Annotated in this window: 20 protein-coding genes; 8 read left to right on the top strand and 12 right to left on the bottom strand. The window is 60.9% G+C overall.

Features of this window, described 5'->3' with window-relative positions; translation table 11 throughout:
* Positions 1-76 precede the first annotated feature (76 nt).
* The 3 genes from A3AY_RS0117580 to A3AY_RS0117570 form a co-directional block, all read right to left on the bottom strand.
* Complete coding sequence (locus A3AY_RS0117580) at positions 77-484, bottom strand: GFA family protein (protein WP_018326979.1); 408 nt, start codon at positions 482-484, stop codon at positions 77-79.
* An 89-nt stretch (positions 485-573) separates the two neighbouring features.
* Complete coding sequence (locus A3AY_RS0117575; protein WP_018326978.1) at positions 574-1,755, bottom strand: MFS transporter; 1,182 nt, start codon at positions 1,753-1,755, stop codon at positions 574-576.
* Positions 1,756-1,966: 211 nt separating this feature from the next.
* Positions 1,967-3,169: a pyridoxal phosphate-dependent aminotransferase gene (locus A3AY_RS0117570; protein ID WP_018326977.1), complete on the bottom strand. Its 1,203-nt coding sequence runs from the start codon at positions 3,167-3,169 to the stop codon at positions 1,967-1,969.
* Positions 3,170-3,635: 466 nt separating this feature from the next.
* Between A3AY_RS0117570 and A3AY_RS0117565 the strand changes: the two genes are divergently transcribed.
* From A3AY_RS0117565 to A3AY_RS0117545, 5 genes are all read left to right on the top strand, one after another.
* Positions 3,636-5,978, top strand: a complete 2,343-nt coding sequence (locus tag A3AY_RS0117565) for a marine proteobacterial sortase target protein (RefSeq protein ID WP_018326975.1) — start codon at positions 3,636-3,638, stop codon at positions 5,976-5,978.
* Between the two features lie 43 nt (positions 5,979-6,021).
* Entirely contained in the window at positions 6,022-6,648 is a 627-nt protein-coding gene (locus tag A3AY_RS0117560) for a class GN sortase (RefSeq protein ID WP_083925990.1), read from the top strand.
* A 103-nt stretch (positions 6,649-6,751) separates the two neighbouring features.
* On the top strand, positions 6,752-7,864 hold the full coding sequence (locus A3AY_RS0117555; protein ID WP_420830242.1) for a PQQ-dependent sugar dehydrogenase: 1,113 nt from the start codon (positions 6,752-6,754) through the stop codon (positions 7,862-7,864).
* Between the two features lie 706 nt (positions 7,865-8,570).
* Entirely contained in the window at positions 8,571-8,786 is a 216-nt protein-coding gene (locus A3AY_RS0117550) for a cold-shock protein (protein WP_018326972.1), read from the top strand.
* Positions 8,787-8,931: 145 nt separating this feature from the next.
* Positions 8,932-9,342 (top strand): BA14K family protein, encoded by a 411-nt coding sequence (locus A3AY_RS0117545; RefSeq protein ID WP_018326971.1) that lies wholly within the window; start codon positions 8,932-8,934, stop codon positions 9,340-9,342.
* A gap of 138 nt (positions 9,343-9,480) precedes the next feature.
* Here the strand turns inward: A3AY_RS0117545 and A3AY_RS0117540 are convergent, their stop codons facing one another.
* The 4 genes from A3AY_RS0117540 to A3AY_RS0117525 form a co-directional block, all read right to left on the bottom strand.
* Positions 9,481-10,122 (bottom strand): MBL fold metallo-hydrolase, encoded by a 642-nt coding sequence (locus A3AY_RS0117540; RefSeq protein ID WP_018326970.1) that lies wholly within the window; start codon positions 10,120-10,122, stop codon positions 9,481-9,483.
* 127 nt (positions 10,123-10,249) lie between these two features.
* Complete coding sequence (locus A3AY_RS39725) at positions 10,250-10,414, bottom strand: hypothetical protein (protein ID WP_018326969.1); 165 nt, start codon at positions 10,412-10,414, stop codon at positions 10,250-10,252.
* A 366-nt stretch (positions 10,415-10,780) separates the two neighbouring features.
* Positions 10,781-11,299: a GNAT family N-acetyltransferase gene (locus tag A3AY_RS0117530; RefSeq protein WP_276325117.1), complete on the bottom strand. Its 519-nt coding sequence runs from the start codon at positions 11,297-11,299 to the stop codon at positions 10,781-10,783.
* 235 nt (positions 11,300-11,534) lie between these two features.
* A complete protein-coding gene (locus A3AY_RS0117525; protein WP_018326967.1) occupies positions 11,535-12,425 on the bottom strand; it encodes a branched-chain amino acid aminotransferase in 891 nt (296 codons plus the stop codon).
* A 272-nt stretch (positions 12,426-12,697) separates the two neighbouring features.
* Here A3AY_RS0117525 and A3AY_RS0117520 point away from each other — a divergent pair, with 272 nt between their 5' ends.
* Genes A3AY_RS0117520 through A3AY_RS0117510 form a run of 3 tightly spaced genes read left to right on the top strand, consistent with a single transcriptional unit; the run spans position 12,698 to position 15,336 of the window.
* The gene (locus A3AY_RS0117520) at positions 12,698-13,183 is read left to right on the top strand and encodes a MarR family winged helix-turn-helix transcriptional regulator (protein ID WP_018326966.1); all 486 of its coding nucleotides are present in this window, start codon (positions 12,698-12,700) and stop codon (positions 13,181-13,183) included.
* Positions 13,184-13,231: 48 nt separating this feature from the next.
* Positions 13,232-13,933, top strand: coding sequence for a response regulator (locus A3AY_RS0117515; protein ID WP_018326965.1), 702 nt, complete (start codon positions 13,232-13,234; stop codon positions 13,931-13,933).
* A gap of 23 nt (positions 13,934-13,956) precedes the next feature.
* Complete coding sequence (locus A3AY_RS0117510) at positions 13,957-15,336, top strand: ATP-binding protein (protein ID WP_018326964.1); 1,380 nt, start codon at positions 13,957-13,959, stop codon at positions 15,334-15,336.
* Here A3AY_RS0117510 and A3AY_RS0117505 read toward each other — a convergent pair whose 3' ends face one another.
* From A3AY_RS0117505 to A3AY_RS0117485, 5 genes are all read right to left on the bottom strand, one after another.
* Complete coding sequence (locus A3AY_RS0117505) at positions 15,337-15,894, bottom strand: dual specificity protein phosphatase family protein (protein ID WP_018326963.1); 558 nt, start codon at positions 15,892-15,894, stop codon at positions 15,337-15,339. It abuts the gene before it with no gap.
* A gap of 11 nt (positions 15,895-15,905) precedes the next feature.
* Positions 15,906-16,247 carry a tRNA-binding protein gene (locus A3AY_RS0117500; protein ID WP_018326962.1) on the bottom strand — a complete coding sequence of 114 codons (342 nt, stop codon included), beginning with the start codon at positions 16,245-16,247 and terminating at the stop codon, positions 15,906-15,908.
* A 14-nt stretch (positions 16,248-16,261) separates the two neighbouring features.
* Positions 16,262-17,080: a pyrroline-5-carboxylate reductase gene (gene proC / locus A3AY_RS0117495; protein WP_026203554.1), complete on the bottom strand. Its 819-nt coding sequence runs from the start codon at positions 17,078-17,080 to the stop codon at positions 16,262-16,264.
* A gap of 2 nt (positions 17,081-17,082) precedes the next feature.
* Positions 17,083-17,583: a type III secretion system chaperone family protein gene (locus tag A3AY_RS0117490; RefSeq protein WP_026203553.1), complete on the bottom strand. Its 501-nt coding sequence runs from the start codon at positions 17,581-17,583 to the stop codon at positions 17,083-17,085.
* Between the two features lie 433 nt (positions 17,584-18,016).
* A complete protein-coding gene (locus A3AY_RS0117485; protein ID WP_018326959.1) occupies positions 18,017-18,277 on the bottom strand; it encodes an accessory factor UbiK family protein in 261 nt (86 codons plus the stop codon).
* Between the last annotated feature and the right edge of the window lie 88 nt (positions 18,278-18,365).

Genomic DNA, 18,365 nt, shown 5'->3' with positions numbered 1-18,365 from the left:
CTCGACCTGCATGGAACGCCGCAAGGGATGGGACGCCCTTGTCGAGGGCACGACGGCCTATGCGGGGAACGTGCCGCTAAAGGTGCCGGACCTCCGCCGGCACTGCGTGCCAGTCGTCATTGCGGCCATCATAATAGGCGATCGGCGCAGCCATCAGTTCATCGATGTCGAGCCCATCGAGACAGGCGATGTTGATGTTGTAGTATTTGGCGCCCGTCATGTTGGGAACGTCTACCCACTCGAATGGCCGGGTGCCGCAGTAACGGCAGAAGAGGTGATGCGCGACGCCGGAATTGAACCGATAGTCGACGAGGTCCGCCTCGCCGGCCATCAGCCGGAATGCCTCGGGCGGGACCTTGACGGTCCAAAGACGAATTTTCCAGCAGACCGAGCAGTTGCATTTGCCCGTGCCAAGCCCGAGATCGAAATCCGCCTCGAAGCGAACAGCGGCGCAATGGCAGCTTCCACGATAGGTTTTCAGCATGAAACTTCCCCCTGCACCCGGCGCCTGCAGGCGAGATTATTGGAAGGCGGCGGCGATGAAAATGGGGGACCGTGGCGTGATGGGGTCTTTCACCTCTGTGCGGCCGAGGGCGCCAGGGCAGCAGCATCATTGCCGCGGCGCGGCGCCAACGCCTTCACCGAAAACAGCGCATAGACGACGAGCGGCAGGCAGATCAGGTAGGAGGTCCGCATACCCCAATGCTCGGCGACGAAGCCGAGGAGCGGCGGGGCGAGGAAGAAGACGATGAAGGTTACCTGCCCGAGGGCGGCGAGATTCACCTGCGCGAGCCGATCGGTACGCTGCGCAGCCGCCGAGACCGCCAGCGGATAGACGGCGCTGCACCCCGCCCCCATCAACGCGAACCCGAACAGCGCGACATAGGGATGCGGCGCAAGCCAGACCGCAGCAAGGCCCATGCCCGACAGCACCAGCAGGACCGTGGCGACCGCCCGTGCGCCAAAACGATCGACGATCGGATCGATGAAGAGGCGGGCCATCGCCATGAAGAATGTGAACAGTGTGAGGCCCAAGCCGCCGAGGAAGGGCTCGACAGCAAAGACATCGCGCATGTAGATCGCCGACCAGTCGATACCCGAGCCCTCTACCAGGAAGGCGGCAATGCCGATCATGCACAACGGCAGCAGACCAAGCGTTGGTAGCGCCAGAAGCGGCGCCTTGGCGTGATAGGAAAGCGCACGCGCCGGCGCATTGCGGATGCCGGAGATCGCGACGGTGCCGATAACCAGCACAACCGCGAGCGTCACCGCCAGATGAAGCTGCATCGAAATCTCGGCCTGTCGAACGACCGAGGCGATCAGTGCGGTAACGAAGAATCCGAGGCTCCAGAATCCGTGCGCGCGGTTCATGACACCGCGACCGAGTTGCGCCTCGATGCGGTCGATCTCGACGTTGAGGTTGATCTCGAGCGCGCCAGCCAGAAGACCGGCGCAAAACAGAATGGCGAACACCAAGGGGGCTGCTCCGACCCAGGGCACGAGGGCGAAGGCGCCGGCGGTGCCCAGAACGGTAACGAAGGCGGTGGTCCGGGCGCCGAGATGGGCAATCAGCGGCGAGGACAGCGTCAGCGAGATCAGCGCGCCGATCGCCATGCCGATCAGCGTCAGTCCGAGTTCCGACTTGTTGACGCCAAGGGCAACCTGCAGATCCGGCATGCGCGCAAGCAGCGCACCCAGCGAGACGGCGAACAGGAAGAAACAGGTATAGATGCGATGATGCGGCGCGATGTTCATGACCCATCTCCTCTACTGGCGAGGCTTTAACGGCAAACAGATAGGAGCGGAACCCGCATGGCGTGTCCGGGACGGGAATTTGCAGCGGTTAGGCCAGATATTGCTACGTGGGAAGGCGAGCCGGAGTGTGGCTGACCAGGGTCGGTCCGGCAATCCGGCCAACAAAAAACCCGCCGTTTCCGGCGGGCTCGTTGTCAGTAACATCCTTGCCTTACTTGCAGGCCGCGCAGAAGCGCTGGATGCGCTTGCAGGCTTCTTCCAGCAGTTCTTCCGAAGTCGCGTAGGAGATGCGGAAGTTGGGGCCGAGGCCGAAGGCGGAACCGTGGACGACGGCGACGCCCTCGGATTCGAGAAGTTCGGAGACGAAGTCCTCGTCGGTTTCGATGACCTTGCCCGAAGGTGCGGTCTTGCCGATCAGGCCCTTGCAGGACGGGTAGACGTAGAAGGCGCCCTCAGGAGAAGGGCACTCGATACCCTTGGCCTGGTTGAGCATGGAGACGACGAGGTCGCGGCGGCCTTCGAAGATCTTCTTGTTTTCCGGGATGAAGTCCTGTGTGCCGTTCAGCGCCTCGACGGCGGCCCACTGGGCGATCGAGCAGGCGCCGGACGTCTGCTGGCCCTGGATCATGTCCATGGCCTTGATGAGGGCGAGCGGGCCAGCGGCATAACCGATGCGCCAGCCGGTCATGGCATAGGCCTTGGAGACGCCGTTCATCGTCAAAGTGCGGTCGTAGAGCTTGGGCTCGACCTCGACCGGAGTGGCGAACTTGAAGTCGCCATAGGTCAGGTGCTCATACATGTCGTCCGTCAGGATCCAGACATGCGGATGCTTCAGCAGCACATCCGTCAGGCCCTTGAGTTCCGCATGGGTATAGGCGGCGCCCGACGGGTTGGACGGCGAGTTGAAGACGAACCACTTGGTCTTCGGCGTGATCGCCTTTTCCAGGTCAGCCGGCGTCAGCTTGAAATTGTTTTCCTGTGTCGCGGCGACGAACACCGGCGTTCCGCCGCAAAGCGCCACCATTTCCGGATAGGACACCCAGTAAGGCGCCGGGATAACGACTTCATCGCCTGGATTCATCGTCGCCATGAAGGCGTTGAAAAGAATCTGCTTTCCGCCGGTGCCGACGATCGTCTGGGCGGCGGTGTAGTCGAGATTGTTCTCGCGCTTGAACTTCTTGGCGATCGCCTCGCGCAGTTCCGGGATGCCCGAAACCGGCGTGTACTTCGTCTCGCCGCGGTTGATCGCGTCGATGGCTGCCTTCTTGATGTTGTCCGGCGTATCGAAATCCGGCTCACCGGCACCGAGCCCGATCACATCGCGCCCCTTGGCTTTCAGTTCCCGGGCTTTCTGGGAAACGGCGATGGTGGCGGATGGCTTCACACGGGAAAGGGCGTCGGCAAGAAAGGCCATGATGTGGTTTATCCTGATCAGGTTGAAACAGCATGCGCGCCAGCGGGAGCGGTCTTTGCCGGGCTCCGTAGCGGTTAGGTGTATGTCGAAAGACAGGCCCAGTTTCAAGCGCAAAGAGCCCGCAGAACCGGCAAAATGCGTGACCATGACAATGTTTCATCAGTCCCATCAGCGCTTGGGATGAATCACTTTCTCGACAGCGCCGCGCAGATGCTTGAATCGACTCCGATTTTTCATGCCCGCTGCAGCAAAGCTTAAGCCAGCGGCAAGGCGTTCGAGCCCGAGGGACAACAACGTCTCACGGTTGGAATTTATTCTTCAAAAACAGGAGGTTTGCGACATTTTCGCAACGCCTTGATTTGGTCACAACAAATGCCGCGGGCTGCCGCAATTCCGTCCTCGTACAGTCGATTTCGGAGCCTTTTCTGAGGACCTACCGAATCCATCCGCACCCAGGGGCCACGCAATGTTTGTCGATACGGAAATCGGCGCCGCGACGCCGCGCCGCCAGTACACGCCCTATGTCGAATATCTGCTGGTCGCGGCGCTTGTGGCTGTGACGATCGTGCTGTTTTTCGTGATGGGCTTTTTCTCGGAGGCCTCGGCCGAAACCGGACAGGGCCGACCGCAGCATTTCGTAGGCTATGTGCACCCCAACGACGTGGGCACCGGTGCCCTGCTCTTCCCATCCAAGGAACCGGGCGCCTTCGTCGAGGCACCGCGGCTGGCAACCGATGTCCGGATCGACGTCAACGGCCCGATCCTGCGCACCCGCGTGACGCAGCGGTTCCGCAATCCGAGCAAGGGTTGGGTCGAGGGCACCTACGTCTTCCCGCTGCCGGAAAACGCCGCTGTCGATACGTTGAAGATGCAGATCGGCGACCGCTTCATCGAGGGTCAGGTCAAAGCCCGCGAGGAAGCGCGCAAGGTCTATGAGGAAGCCAAGGCAGCCGGCAAGAAGACGGCGCTTCTCGAACAGCAGCGCCCCAACATCTTCACCAACCAGGTCGCCAATATCGGTCCCGGCGAAACCATCATCGTACAGATCGAATATCAGGGCAGCGTACATCAGTCGGGCGGCGCGTTCTCGCTGCGCTTCCCCATGGTCGTGGCCCCCCGCTACAATCCCGATCCGATCGTCCAGACGGTCGATCTCGATCCCAGTTCCGGTTACGCCGTCAGCGATCCGGTGCCGGACCGCGACAAGATCACCGCGCCGGTGCTCAATCCTGCGGAAAATGTAAAGATCAATCCGGTGACGCTGACGGTCAATCTCAATGCCGGTTTCCCGATCGGCGCCCTCACCTCGCCGTTCCATGAAACCGACGTCCGGACGGTCGATGACATGGCCCGCGTGATTAGCTTGAAAAGCGGTAGCGTGCCGGCCCACAAGGATTTCGAACTGAGCTGGAACGCGGCCGCCGGCAAGGCGCCGCATGCAGGTCTCTTCCGCGAGACGGTCGACGGCAAGACCTACCTGCTTGGCTTCGTGACGCCTCCGGCCGATGCGGCCGCGACGGAAACGACACCAAAGCGCGAAGTCGTCTTCGTCATCGACAATTCCGGCTCGATGGCCGGCAAATCGATCGAGCAGGCACGCGACAGCCTGGCGCTTGCCATCTCCAGGCTGCGACCGGAAGACCGGTTCAACGTCATCCGCTTCGACGACACGATGAGCGTGCATTTCCCCTCCCTCGTGCCGGCGACGCCGGACAAGCGCGAAGATGCGATCGCTTTTGTCCGCAGTTTGACGGCCGATGGCGGCACGGAGATGCTGCCGGCGCTGGAGGCAGCCCTTCGCACCCAGGGGCCGATCGAGCCCGGTGCGTTGCGGCAGGTGGTGTTTCTGACAGATGGAGCGATCGGCAACGAGGCGCAATTGTTCGACGAGATATCGAAGAACCGCGGCGATGCCCGCGTCTTCACCGTCGGGATCGGCTCGGCGCCCAACACCCACTTCATGACCAAGGCTGCCGAACTCGGCCGGGGCACGTTTACGCTGATCGGCTCGGAAGACCAGGTGGCCGCCCGCATGGGCGAGCTCTTCGACAAGCTGGAAAACCCGGCGATGACCGACATCGCGGTGATCTTCGACGGAGCGAATGCGCAGGATATCACGCCCAACCCGATGCCTGACCTCTATCGCGGCGAGCCGGTGGTGCTGACGGCTCAGCTTGATGGCACCTCACCGGCAGGCAAGCTGCAGATCACCGGCAAGACCGGCGACCAGCCCTGGCGTGTCGAGCTGGATGTCGCCAAGGCGTCGCGAGGCAACGGCATTGCCAAGCTCTGGGCGCGGCGCAAGATCGACGATCTCGAGGCAAACGCCTATGCCGTGAACGACGGCTCAGCGCTCGACAAGCAGATCGAGACCGTGGCGCTTGCCCATCACCTCGTTTCGCGGGTCACCAGCCTGGTTGCCGTCGACGTGACGCCGTCGCGCCCGGCGGGCGAGCCCGTTGCCAGCACCGACGTGCCGCTCAACCTGCCGGAGGGATGGGATTTCGAGAAGGTGTTCGGCGAGAAGCTGCTTCCGGAAGGCCAGCGCAAGGCCTCGCTCGACCAGGCCGAGGAACAGGCAATGCTGGTCGCCGACCGGATGGCCGCTGCGCCCACGGCACGAGCCGCCAGCCTGATCGCGCAAGCGGGCAATCAGGTCAACCTGCCCCAGACCGCGACGCTGGCCGACCGGTATATCCTGATCGGCCTGATGCTGCTCGCCGTCGCGGTAATGGCAACATCAACCTTCGGCCTATGGCGCTGGCAGATGCGCGGCCTGATCCTGGAGGCACGCAGCCGTGTCCAATAAACAGACGCTCGACGGGCGCGATGGCTTTCTGGCGCGCCTCAACATGCTGGAGACGCTGGTGCTCGCGGGCATTTCGCTGGTGGCGATCGCCGGCCTGATGCTGGTCGGTAAAGGCTTCTACATGAAGGCGAAGGCCGAGGTTTCGCAGGTGTTGCTGAAGCGAAGCTTCGAGGCGCAGCTGCATGGCGCGCCCAATGTCAAACCATGGCCCTGGGCCGACTTTTCGACCGAAGCGGAGATTACCGCGCCACGCATCGGCAAGACTGCGATCGTGCTGTCGGGCGCCAGCGGCGAGGCGCTCGCCTTTGGCCCGGCGCGACTGGCCAACACGCCGGCGCCGGGTGAACTCGGCACCTCCGTCATTGCCGCCCATCGCGACACGCATTTCCGCTGGCTGAAGGACGTCAAGCCCGGCGATCTTCTGGTGGTCACCCGCAAGGACGGAACGAACCTGACATTCCGCGCCGGCTCAAGCCGGATCGCCCGCTGGGACGAGAGCGGCATCAACGCAGACGCGCCCGGGCGCAATCTGGCGCTCGCCACCTGCTGGCCCTTCGATGCGACCGAGCAAGGCCCGCTGCGCTATATCGTCCAAGCGGAACTCGTTTCCGATGCGCCGCAATCGAAGCTTTCGGCACTTCCTCACCCCGTCCCGGTCACATCCTTTTGATCGGCCTTGATCCTTTCGTGCCCGACCCCAGCTATCCAGCGAGCGAGTGGAGGGTGAAATGACGACGACGCTTGAAAAGCTGTATAGACCCGCCGGCCTGGCGATGATCCTTTTGGCAAGCCCCTCCCTCGCCTGCGCGCAGGAACCTGCGCAATTCTCGACCGAGAAGGTATCCGTCCAGGTCGAAACGCTTGCCTCGGGGCTCGACAATCCCTGGTCGGTCGAAGTGATGCCGGATGGCGCCTTCATCATCACCGAGCTTGGCGGCAGCCTGCGCATCATTCGCGACGGCAAGACCTCCGCGCCGATCGCCGGCGTTCCGAAGGTGGCGCGTCAAGGGCAAGGCGGCCTCCTCGATGTGGCGCTCTCCCCGGATTTCGAAACCAGCCGGACGCTGTTCCTGTCCATGGCCGTGGCGAATGGCAGCCGTTATGGTACGGCACTCGTGCGCGGCGAGCTTTCCGCGGATGGAAAGAAACTGACCGGCGTCAAGGAACTCTTCCGGATGAACAAGTTCACCGGCAAAGGCCAGCATTTCGGATCGCGTATCTCGATTGCCTCCGACGGCAGCCTGTTCTTCGGCATCGGTGATCGCGGCGAGCGGGACCGCGCCCAGGACATGCGCGACCACGCGGGCGCCATCCTGCATATAGAGCCCGACGGCAGCATCCCTGCGGACAACCCGTACAAGGACGGCAAGGACGGGCTGCCGGAAGTCTGGTCGAAGGGTCACCGCAATCCGCAGGGTATCGTCATCGACCCGAAGAACCATCAGTTGCTGACCGTCGAGCATGGCGCGCGCGGCGGCGATGAAATCAACGCGCCGCAGCCGGGCAAGAACTACGGGTGGCCGGTCATCACCTATGGCAAGGACTATTCCGGCGCCGAGATCGGCGTCGGCCAGGCGGCGGAGGGCTACGAGCAGCCGCTCTACTACTGGGACCCCTCCATCGCACCGGGCGCGATCGACGTCTATCACGGCGCGATGTTCCCGCAGTGGGACGGCAATCTGTTGGTATCGGCGCTGAAATACCAGCTGCTGGCGCGGCTGGAGCGCGATGAAACCGGCAAGATCGTCTCGGAGGAACGCCTGTTCGAAGGCGAATTCGGCCGCATCCGCGACGTCAAGGTGGCACCCGATGGCGCGGTGCTGTTGGTCACGGACGGAGACAGCGGCGCGCTGCTGCGGGTCTCGGCGACCGACAAGAAAAGCTGACGACCGCGCCGCAGGCGGCGATCTCCTGTCGAGCCAAGCCCTGTTCGCCGTCCTGATCGGCTCCATGCTACACAGAGAAACGTCGCTCCGCTCAGCGACCTCGGCTGCGCGATCGTTTTTGCCGCCATGCTGAGCGTCCCACCTGAATTGGCGAAGCCCAAGGCCGTTGCTTCCGCCGTATGACGTTGCCGCAGGTTTCACTCGCGGATAACACGGGCCTATGAAGAGCCACCAGTTTTCCAGCAGCTAATATTTGGCGAAACTTCCTGAGCGGGCCACGCTACCTTGGCATTCTGCGACATATCATGCCGCAAACAGCTTAAAAAGCGAGCAGAATTTCGCAAATTTCAATGTTTTCAATAGCTTGCAATATATCCGTAAAAAAATCATATTTTTCAGCAGTTGATTGCTTTTTGAACAAACCAAATCGGCGCACTTGTTTCAAAAAACTTTTGCTTGCCAATTTAAAATAAACACAGCAAGCTTATCGGGTTCGGGCAATTTGCGAACACGGGAAGACCTTTAAATAACGCGCGCCGGACACGCAAAATGGACCGGGCAGTCGGACAAAGACAGAGTTTTTCGATGGCTGGCTGCAATTACAGGGATCCTTTCCTCACAGTCGAGAACTGCCTGCCGCACGCCCCTTGGGCAAACATTGTAATGCTGCCCGCCGCATCCGGGCAGAGGAAAAAGGACCTGACGCATGGCCGAGACTGGCATTGTTAAATTCTTCAACACCGACAAGGGCTTCGGCTTCATAAAGCCTGATAATGGTGGCGCGGACATCTTCGTGCATATCTCCGCGGTACAGGCCTCAGGCCTGAACGGACTGTCGGAAAATCAGAAGGTCAGCTTCGACACGGAACCGGATCGCCGCGGCAAAGGCCCCAAGGCGGTCAACCTGCAAATCTCCGGCTGAGCCGGGCGCTGCAGCCAGATTCACACGTTGAAGCCCGGCCTCGTCGCCGGGTTTTTTCATTCACCTTGCGTTCAGTTTCGCCACAATATCCTGTTTTCATCATAAAGGACTGAAACTAGCCGACCCAAAACAGGATCGAAATACAATGAACAAGTTTATCAAAGCTGCCGTTCTCGCCCTTGCCACCGCGGCGACCGTGATCCCGACGGTAACATCCGCGCAGGCTGAAGACTGGGGCCGCCGCCATTATCACCACAACGACGGTGATGCCCTTGCGGCTGGCGCTCTCGGCCTTGCCACCGGCGTGATCATCGGCGGCGCCGTTGCCAGCCAGCCGCGCTACCAGGAACGGGTCTATGTCGATCCGGAACCCGAATATTACGAACCGCGTCGCGTCTATCGCGCCCGCCCGGTCGTGGTCGAAAGCTACGGTTCGCTTGAGCCCTGGAGCCGCGGTTGGTACCGCTATTGCTCGCAGCGCTATCGCTCGTTCGATCCGCAATCCGGGACCTTCGTCGGTTACGACGGCAGAGAGTATTTCTGCAGGGCCGGCTAAGTCCGCAATATAACTTCAGAAACAAGGCACGTGTCCATTCGGCACGTGCCTTTTTTGTTGTCTTCTCTTCGGTGGCTCGGCGCCGTTCGCCCCTTGCAGTACAGCGTCCCGTGCCCGTCATGATTGACGCGCGGCGCCTTAAAGGCCGCGCAGATAGGGATTGGTGCGCCGCTCCTCGCCGATCTGGCCCCCCGGCCCGTGGCCGCAGATGAAGCCGACGCTATCGCCCAGCGGCAGGATCTTGTCGCGAATCGAATCAAGAAGCTGCTGGTGATTGCCGCCGGGAAGATCCGTGCGGCCGACCGAGCCGTGAAACAGCACGTCGCCGACATGGGCGAAGCCCTGTTTGCGGTTGAAATAGACGACATGGCCGGGCGCGTGGCCGGGGCAGTGCAGCACCTCGAAGACGTGATCGCCGAAGGACACCGTATCGCCGTCCTCCAGCCACCGGTCCGGCAGGACGTTCTCAACCTTCATTGCCAGCCCGTATTTTTCCGCCTGGGCTTCGAGCCTTTCGAGCAGCGGCTGGTCGTCCTTGTGCGGACCGATGATATCTATATTCAAGGCTTGCTTCAGTTCCTTGGCACCGCCGGCGTGATCGATATGGCCGTGGGTCAGCCAGATCGCCTTCAGCGTGATGCCGTTTTCCTTGATCGTCTGCAGGATGAGGTCGACGTCACCGCCCGGATCGACGATCACGCCCTCCTTGGTTTCGGTGTCGAACAGAACCGTGCAATTCTGCTGGAAATGGGTAACCGGAATGATGCCCGCCTGTAGCATGCCGCCTCGCTTTGAAAACTGTGTTGCAAAGCATATAGGACGGACGCGACGCAATGAAAACGGTCAATGACGCGGGGCCGGTTTGCGCGATCGGCGGCGCGGCGGCCGCTGGGCAAAACAATCCACGTCAGCGTGCTGCGGCAACTTCAATGGGGCTTTGCAGAGGTGGCTGGAAGTTGATGGTGGTCATCAGCAGGGCGAAAACCGCAAGCTTGGCGGCGATGACGGTGATGACGACGGGACGCAACTGGCGGGCAGTCGAATTCTCGTCCTGGGCAGTATCCTGTTGCATATCCAAATCCTCCTGTTGGCGACTAACCCCGCCATTGCGCAAATGGTTCCGGCAAAAGTGGAACCATTCCAGTATTTTGCATTGCCCTGATTGTCGCAGTTCCATGGGGAACACCGGAAGAATGCGCCATTACGTCACGCGTGGAATGGCGCGCCATCGCGGCGCTGGCAGCGATTTTCGTTCCGACACCGCCTGGGGAAGCTACCGCTGCCGGGTTGGCAATACGGTTGGTCGACACGCGCAGCGGCAGCGCTCGCAGTGATGGCAACAACAGAAAAGGCGGCTCAAAGGCCCAGCCACTTACCTAAATGTGGAAAACATCAGTGAGACTGATTTTGCTGCGAAGGTTAGGATTTGCGAAACAGGTTAGGTTTTACTGCTGTTAAACCGCTCGCCCAAGTCCATTTCCATGACGAGGTCGGTCTGCAAGTCCTCACCGACTGCAAACGTCGTGTTCCCTGTTGCCGCAAATCCGGCCCGTTGGTAGAACGCTATGGCTCGCTCGTTTCGCTCGAACACGGTTAGCTCCAGGCGCGTAACGCCGCGCTGTTTGGACTCGCTCAAGACCGCATCGAGAAGATCGTTGGCCAATCCGCGTCCTCTCCATTCGGTATCTATGTAAATCCGATTTAGAAGAGCCGAACTGCTATCGGCCAAGCCCACAACTACATGTGCATATCCTATGATTAAATCATCGACCGTCGCGAGGAAAACGGCGGCTGAGAGATCGGCGATCTCCGCCTCCTGACGTTCGGTGCTGAAATTCTTATTGATATAGGCGTCAAGATCGGCCGCTTCCGTGTCGCTGCTGTAGGTTGCGCGGAATACTCTTGCGGCGAAGTCGGACAACGCTTCTGCATCCGATTGGCACGCACGTCTGATCACAAATGAGCCTGTCAACCTGATGCCTCTCAAATGCTGGATTGGCTTTCGCGGACATCACGACAGCGGGCGTCCTGAGACAATCGAGGGTGTAAAATGTGTCACGGAAACATTTTTGGCAAGGATGACGCCCGCAAGGTGCGCGCTGCGAGCGTGTTTGGCACCTTCGCCTGCGTGGATTCCACATTTAAGTAAGTGGCTGGGCTCAAAGGCCGCCTTTCAATTCCGTGCCTGGCGGTCACTCAGCGGCAGCGGCCACCGGGTAGACTTCCTTCATATAGTCGTTCATCAGCGTCTCGGAAATCGTCGCCGGCTTGAACGTGTGGGGCCCGATCTCCGAGACCGGCGTCACTTCAGCGGCCGAACCAGTCAGGAAGCATTCGCTGAAACCTGCGAGTTCCTCCGGCATGATCGCCCGCTCCACCACTTCGTAGCCGCGGCGCTTGGCGAGTTCGATGACCGTCTGGCGGGTGATGCCGTTGAGGAAGCAGTCCGGCGTCGGCGTGTGGATTACGCCGTCCCTGACGAAGAAGATGTTGGCGCCCGTCGCTTCGGCGACCTGGCCGCGATAGTCGAGCATCATCGCATCCGCATAACCCTTGGCTTCGGCGGCATGCTTGGAGATGGTGCAGATCATGTAGAGACCGGCGGCCTTGGAGGCGCAGGGTGCAGTCCTCGGGTCGGGGCGGCGGTACTCGGCAATATCGAGGCGGATGCCCTTGAGCTTCTCTGCCGGATTGAAATAGCTGCCCCACTGCCAGATGGCAATGGCGACATTGATGCGGTTGTTCTGCGCCGAGACACCCATCGATTCTGAGCCGCGCCAGGCGATCGGCCGGACATAAGCATCTGCGAAGCCCTGGCGTTTCAGAAGCTCGATCGTTGCCGCATCCAGCTCCTCGACCGAGTAGGGCACTTTGAAGCCGAGGATTTCGGCCGACTTGTGCAGGCGCTCGTTGTGCTCTGTCAGTTTGAAGACGCGGCCGCCATAGGCGCGCTCGCCTTCGAAAACGGCGCTGGCATAATGCAGGCCGTGCGTGAGCACATGGATCTTCGCGTCCTTCCAATCGACAAATTCACCGTTGAACCAGATCTGACCGTCCAACTGATCAAAGGGAACTGCTGCCATCGTCTCATCCTCCGGCGCGTAAACGCCATTCTTTGCGTTGATTGTCTTTCCTGCTCCAGTTTTACCGTCAAACTGGAGCGAGGAAAATCCGTTTTGGTGATTTTGGATTGGCGATCAGAGCGGCGCGGCCTATCTTCAACGACAGGTCAGCGTCGAATATTCGCCCTTCGACGGTGAAGACGCTTATCAATGGCGAAAAAATATGTCAACATAGCTGACATATTGTTCCGAAAATTTCGCAGAGTGCGTTGCAATTGAAAGGAAATGACGGCGTGGCAGGACAGGCGAACAAGAAGGCCGATGCGGATACCTCTCCGGCCGGGACAGACATCACGGACGCGGTGGATTTTGAAATCATCGAACTGTTCTTTTTCGCCTACCGGGATTTCACCTCCGACCCGGATGTGATTCTCGAAAAACGCGGTTTCGGGCGGGCGCATCATCGCGTCCTGCATTTCGTCGACCGCGAACCCGGCATGACCGTCGCCGATCTGCTCGACACGTTGAGGATCACCAAGCAAAGCCTTGCCCGTGTCTTAAAGCAGCTCATCGATTCAGGGTATATTCACCAAGTTGCCGGACCGGAGGATCGCAGGCAGCGTAAGCTCTATACAACAAAGGAAGGCAAGACTCTGGCAAGGGCCTTGGCTGAGCCACAGTCGCGGCGCATAGCCGAAGCCCTGGCGAAAACCGGCCCGGGCGCTCGCGACACGATCAAGCGCTTCCTTGCCGGCATGAAGACCGCCGAGGAAAACTAACAGCTGGCCTGTCGGGGCCGGCAGCGACAAGACAGGGCAATACGAAAGATGACAAAGACGACGAGGATCGACGACGATGCCGCCCATCTTCTGGTAGTCGACGACGACCGCCGCATCCGCGATCTTCTGAACCGCTACCTGATGGAAAAGGGCTTTCGCGTGACGACGGCTGCGGACGCCGGCGAGGCTCGCCGCAAGCTCGAAGGCATCGATTACGACCTGTTGATCGTCGACGTGATGATGCCCGGCGAAACCGGCATTTCGCTGACCCAGAGCCTGCGCAAGATCAAGACCGTACCGGTGATCATGCTGACCGCGCTCGCCGAATCGAACGCCCGCATCGAGGGCCTGGAGGCCGGCGCCGACGACTATCTGCCCAAGCCCTTCGACCCGCGCGAACTGGTGCTGCGCATCAACAACATCCTGAGGCGCAACGCCCCCGCCAAGGCGCCGAAGATCGAACAGGTGATTTTCGGCCCGTTTACTTTCTCCGTCGTGCGCAAGGAATTGCGCCGGGGCGCCGACCATATTCGCCTGACAGACCGGGAACAGGAGATCATGATGCTGTTCTCCCAGCGTGCCGGCGAAACCATTCCGCGCCATGAGCTGGTAAGCGACGATGCCGAGGTCGGCGAGCGGACCATCGACGTGCAGATCAACCGGCTGCGCCGCAAGATCGAGGACGACCCGTCAAACCCGGTCTGGCTGCAGACGGTGCGTGGCATTGGCTATCGGCTAAGCGTGGACTAGCGAAATGACCCGGTTGAGTTTCCATGGCAAGCTTTGACATCCTGCGGCGCTATCGGACGCAAACGGGCGACAGCAGCTGGAATCGCGTCGTGCGCTGGCTGCGGCGGCAACTGCCGATGGGACTTTACGCCCGCTCGCTGCTGATCGTCATCATTCCCATGGTCCTCTTGCAGTCGGTGGTCGCCTTCGTGTTCATGGAGCGACACTGGCAGCTCGTCACCCAGCGATTGTCAGCCGCCGTCACCGGCGATATCGCCGCGGTCATCGACCTCATCGATGAAATGCCGGAAAGCGACTATGCCACGATCGTGCGGATTGCCCGGGAAAAACTGGACCTCAACATCGCCATCGAAACCGATGGGGAACTGCCCGCGCCACGCCCGAAACCTTTCTTCGAGATTCTCGACCAGATTCTCAGCGAGGAGATCTCCCGCCAGATCCGCCGTCCCTTCTGGATCGATACGGTCGGCGATTCCGATTTCGTCGAAGTTCGAGTCAAGCTCGACGGCGAGCGCATCCTTCGCGTCTATGCTCGCCGCAGCCAGGCCTACGCCTCGAATACACATATCTTCATCGTCTGGATGGTAGGCGCCTCGCTGGTGCTTTTGACCATTGCCATCCTCTTCCTGCGTGGCCAGATCCGGCCGATCCTTGCGCTTGCCAAGGCGGCGGAGAGCTTCGGCAAGGGCCAGAAGATCGACGATTTTTCGCCGCGCGGCGCCGAGGAAATCCGCCGCGCCGGCCTTGCCTTCATCCAGATGCGCGAGCGCATCGAACGCCAGATCGAGCAGCGAACCGCCATGCTGACCGGCGTCAGCCACGACCTGCGCACGATCCTCACCCGTTTCAAGCTGCAACTGGCGCTGGCTGGCGACAACGCCGATCTGGACAATCTCAATCAGGACGTCGAGGACATGCAGAGCATGCTCGAAGGCTACCTGTCTTTCGCGCGCGGCGAGGCGGAAGAGGATGTCGGCGAACTGAAACTGCACGATCTGATGAACCGGCTGACGCTGGAAGCCGAACTGCAGGGCAAGACCGTGACGACCACCGTCGAGGGCGACGACAACGTGCGCGTCCGCCCCAATGCCTTCACCCGGCTGGTCGCCAACCTCGCCTCGAATGCCTATCGCTATGCCAACACCGTCCATATCGACGCCAGGCACGGCACGAAATGGATCACCGTCACGGTGGACGACGATGGTCCCGGCATTCCGGAAGCGTCCCGCGACGACGTCTTCAAGCCGTTCTTCCGGCTCGACGAGGCGCGCAATCTCGACAGCTCGGGAACCGGCCTCGGCCTCGCCATCGCCCTCGACATCGCCCGCAGCCACGGCGGCAATGTCATTCTGTCGGATAGTCCGTTGGGCGGGCTAAGGGCGGTGGTGCGGGTGCCGGCGTAGTTACCGCGAATAGCCGCCGGTCATTCCGCGCCGCGCATTGAACCGATGCCATGCATCGATACGCCTGGGATGGCGTGCCCGCATGGCGTCGAGCGGGGCGAGAAGCCGCCCTTCCCTCTGCCAGTGCGCGTCGAATATCTCGATGATGCGGCGGTTTGGCCAGGGTTTGTTGACGATCGACATCAGCGCGTCGAAAGCCTCGACTTCGCGGCCGGCACCGAACCGGTGGGCAATGACGCCATAAGCGAAAGCAGTGGAACGGCTGACGCCCGCATGGCAATGCACGAGGATGCGGCTGTCACGCTGCTCGATGGCCGGAAGCACGAGGTCGAAGAACGCCGTGATCGTTCCGGGAAAATGGCCGGTGGCCAACGCGTTTTCCTGATCGCGCAACCGCACGACATGGTGCGTTGCGCCGGAAATGCGCGGAACATGCTCGTCCGGCAGTTCCGGATCGAGAAGCGAGACGACGTGCGTCGCCGACCAATCACCGGCAACCACAGCCGCATCGCGCAGACAGGTGACGCGAATGAATTCGCGGACAGCGTTCATGTCCATCGATGAAATTCCTACAGCATCTTCTTGCCGTTCGGCACCGGCTTATCCACGGCGGCGAGAACAATGTCGCCGTTTTCGTCCTCGAAACCGAGCGTCAAGACTTCCGAGCGGAACGGGCCGATCTGGCGCGGCGGGAAGTTGACGACACCAAGCACCTGCCGGCCGACAAGGCTTTCCAGCGTATAGTGAACGGTGATCTGCGCCGAGGATTTCTTGAGGCCGATCTCGGAACCGAAATCGATGACGATCTTGAACGCCGGCTTGCGCGCTTCGGGAAAGGGAGAAGCCTCGACGATGGTGCCGGCGCGAATATCGACGCGCTCGAAATCGGCATAGGCGATGGTCTCGGTCATGACAGGATCCCGATTTAACCGGCCAGTTCTTCCGCCCGCTTGCGGGCTGCGGCGATCGCCTTGTCGAACAACGGCTGCATGCCGTCATCGGCCATGAGAATAGAGAGAGCGGCGGCCGTCGTCCCGCCCGGCGACGTCACGTTCTGGCGCAGTTTCGAAGCGTCATCGGGGGACTGGTGCAGAAGTTCACCAGCCCCCGCGACGGTTTCCCGCGCGAGCCGCATGGCGAGGTCCGCCTGAAGTCCGGCCTTGCGGCCGGCTTCCGCCATGCACTCGACGAGGTAGAAGACATAGGCCGGGCCACTGCCGGACACGGCCGTGACGGCATCGATATCGGCTTCGGTTTCGACCCATTCAACGGGGCCGCTGACTTTGAGGAGATTGTGCACGAGATCGCGCTGTGCAGACGATACCGCGCCGTTGGCAAAGGCGCCGGTGACGCCGCGACCGATCATCGCCGGCGTATTCGGCATGGCGCGCACCATGGCAGCGTCGCCCAGGTGAGACTGCATGAAACCGAGCGTCGTGCCGGCGGCAACCGAAACGACGACCGTTTCGGACCCGACAAGCCCCTTCAGCGGCGGCAGCACCGTTGCCATCATTTGCGGCTTGACCGCAAGGAAAAGAACGCCGGCCTTCAGGCCCGCAGGCGCTGTTGTTTCATGGCGTGCGCCGTTGTCGGCAATCAGCTTTGCCATGGCCGGCGACGGCCCCGGATCGATGACCAGCACGTCAGCGCCGGCAATGCCGCTTTTCAGCCAGCCGGCAAGCATCGCGCCGCCCATATTGCCCGCGCCGACAAGGACGATCGGTCCGGCAGCATTCACGCTCATGGTCATGCCTCTCCGACAGTTTCGAACATCACCGCTTCGACCGCACTCTGCGCATCGATGCCGGACCAGACGACGAACTGAAAGGCCTGGAAATAGGATTCGCAGGCTTCAAGCGCGCTCGACAAAAGCACCTCGACCTGCTGGTTGGTCGGCTCTGCGCCGCCGGCAAGAAGAAGCGACTGACGGAAGATTACCACATCTTCCTGGCGCCAGAGATCGAAATGTCCCATCAGCACCTGCCCGTTGATATGGGAAAGCAGGCGGATCACTTCATTGACACGGGGTTCGGGAACCTTGATGTCGAAGGCACAGGCGAGATGCAACGCCTCGAATTCCTCCATCCAGGAGAAGGAGACATGATAGTCGGTCCACTTGCCCTCGACCGTCATGGCGATCTCGTCTTCGCCTGAGCGCTCGAAACTCCAATCATTGTTGGCTGCGACGAACTCGATCATGTCGACCGGGTTCGATTGGCGCTCAAGTTCCAGTTCCATCAGGCTCATGCATCACCCCAAAAGTCCCGGTGCAGGCATGCGTCATCGCGCTCACACACGAAGGCCGCAAACTCAAACACCAGAAACGAACACTTATGATTGCCGGAAACACGATCATCCTGGCTTATGTACCCTGCCTGGAGCTTGCGTGATCCGTTTCGAATCATCATTTAAAATCAGTGTATAATGCGGGAGTCTGCATGCCAGCCCCCTGCACGAAAAATAGCGCCGGCGGTTGTGGATAGGCCCTGTGAAATTGATTCAGCGCCGGTTCATAAGCGACTCTGCCGTAAGCATTTTTTGGCAGTGTCCACAGGGCGAAAAATTTATAAAAAATGCTGTTGAGACAGCACTCGCAGACAGGCGCGCCGTGCCAGCCCGGAACACACGCGCTTGACGCGAGCAAAAAGCGGCAGCGCAATCAGCCCGCCGCTTCGAATCTTTATTTCCCAGCCTCGGCCAGACGCGCCTCGAGCGCTGCGATCCGAGCCAGAAGCGCGTCGTTTTCCTCGCGCGCTTTCAGGGCCATCTCCCTGACTGCCTCGAACTCCTCGCGCTTGACGATATCCATCGAATTCAGCAGGCGTTCGCCCTGGGCGCGGAACACGGTTTCCATCTCGCGCCGCACGCCCTGGGCGGCGCCGGCAGCGTCCGTCATCAACTTGGCGAAGTCATCCAGAATGCGGCTTGTGCCTGTGCTCATCGTCTCGGTCTCCGATCCTTGCGTCCTTTGCCTGCCATCGCAGGCTTGACAGAGGAGGTAGGAGGACGGACTTGCCGATGCAAGGAAA

It is taken from the genome of Rhizobium giardinii bv. giardinii H152 (genome assembly GCF_000379605.1).
In the GTDB taxonomy this organism is placed as follows: Bacteria; Pseudomonadota; Alphaproteobacteria; order Rhizobiales; family Rhizobiaceae; genus Pararhizobium; species Pararhizobium giardinii.
This window is presented reverse-complemented; position numbering and strand designations above follow the sequence as displayed.